Raw genomic sequence first — 1,931 nt, forward strand, 5'->3', positions numbered from 1 at the left:
GGGCTGTTCCGCGCGCTGCGCGATGCGCATGGCGTCGAGGGGCTGCTGCTGGCCGCGGCGGACCCGGCGCAGCGGGCGCCGCTGCCGGGCACGCGCCTGCAAGCCGTGGGCGGCGGCGCGCCCGATGACGAGCTCCTCGTCTCGCTGGGCAATTTCGACCGCTTCCACATGGCGCAGCCCGATGCGCTGGGGCTGGTGGCGACGCTGGGACCGCTCGTCACCCGCCTTCGGCCCGATGCGATCCACCTGCACCACCCGCTGGCCTGGGGCGTCGAGACGCTGGACCTGCTGCGCCGGCTGGCCCCGCGCGCCGCGCTGGTCGTCACGCTGCACGACTACTTCGCGATCTGCCCGCGCGAGGGCCAGCTGCTGCGCCGCGACGGAAGGCTGTGCCATGGCCCCTCGCCGGAGGGCTGCCGGCGCTGCGTGCCGGACCGCAGCGCGGCGGAGTTTGCGCTGCGCCGCGCGCACCTGGCCGGCGCGCTGGCTGGCGCCGACATGCTGGTCGCGCCCAGCGAATGCCTGCGCGACCGCTTCGTGGCGGCGGGCTACGATCCGGCGCGCATCACCGTGATCCGCAACGGCGTCGCCGCGATGCCTCCGGCGCCGCCTCGCGCCGCGCCGGATGGGCGGCGCGACCGCTTCGCGATGTTCGGCACCATCGGCCGCTTCAAGGGCGCGCTGCTGGCGCTGGATGCCTCCGCGAGGCTCTCCGCGGCAGGCGAGGCGCATGGGCTGGCGCTGCACGGCCCGGTGCCACCACAGGCGCCGGCCTTCCGGTCGGAATTCGAGGCGGCGCTGGCCGCCGCGCCGGCGGCGCGCCACCACGGGATCTATCTGCCGGACGAGATGGCCGGGCTGATCCAGCGGGCCGACTGGGTGCTGGTGCCCTCGCTCTGGTGGGAAAACGCGCCGCTGGTCATCCTGGAAGCCTTCCGCCATCGCCGGCCGGTGATCTGCACCGATGTTGGCGGCATGGCGGAGCTGGTCCGCGACGACGTGGACGGGCTGCACGCGCCGCGCGGCAACGCCGAGGGCTGGGCCGCCACGATGCGCCGCGCCGTCGCCACCTCCGGCCTGTGGGACAGGCTGGCCGCCGGGATCCGCCAGCCGCGCGACCTTCATGCGGTCGCGTCGGACCACCTCGATCTCTACCGCGCCCTGCTGGCCGAACGCCGGCGCGCTCCACCGGGCGCGACGCGGCGCACCGCCGCATGACAGCGTTTCTCCAGGAGGCACGATGCCCGACACCGTGGTCGAACCCGCCCTTCGTCCCGTGACGCCCGCCGCCTCGCCGACGCCCGTCGCGATCAGGGGCGCGGTGGACGTGGTCGGCGCGGAGCGGATCTACGGCTGGGTCTGGCGCCCGGACCGCCCCGGCGAGAGGCTGCGCGTGGAAGCGCGGCTGGACGGCCTGGTGCTGCAGGAGGTGCGCGCCGACTTCGCGCGCAAGGACCTGCAGCCCGCCGGCATCGGCGACGGCAACCACGCCTTCGAGATGCGCCTGCCCGCCGAATGCGTCGCCCGGAAGTCGGAGCTGGCGATCGTCGCCATCTCCGAGGATGGCACGGAGCAGAAGCTGAACTTCCGCGTGCCCCGCGCCCAGACCGTGACGGCCGTGCAGTCGCGCCGCGAGATCGAGACGCTGGCCGCCGGTCAGAAGGAGCTGCGCGAAGAGCTGCGCGCCGCCATCGCGCAGCTGTCGCGTGCGCAGCGCGGCGGCGGTGGCGAGGGCGGCGCCGCGGCGATGCAGGTCGCCACCGTCCAGGCGCGGCTGGAAGAGCGGCTGGGCACGCTCGACATCTGGCTGACGCGGCTGGATGCGCGGCTGGCGGCGCTGGCCGAGGCAAAGGCGGCGGAACGGCCGCGCCGGCGCGTGGATGCCTGGCAGCTGGTGCTGGGCGCGGTGCTGGCGCTGGCCGGCGGGCGGG

General features: G+C 75.6%; 2 protein-coding genes. Both read left to right on the forward strand.

Annotated features, from left to right (window positions below):
• Positions 1 to 1,218, forward strand: a 1,218-nt coding sequence (locus OZN99_RS30660; protein WP_270938990.1) for a glycosyltransferase, incomplete at its 5' end; no start/stop codon positions are given.
• A gap of 22 nt (positions 1,219 to 1,240) precedes the next feature.
• Positions 1,241 to 1,931: hypothetical protein (locus OZN99_RS30665; RefSeq protein ID WP_270938991.1), on the forward strand; the 691-nt coding region annotated here is incomplete at its 3' end.

Source organism: Falsiroseomonas oryzae (assembly GCF_027856955.1).
GTDB lineage: Bacteria > Pseudomonadota > Alphaproteobacteria > Acetobacterales > Acetobacteraceae > Falsiroseomonas > Falsiroseomonas oryzae.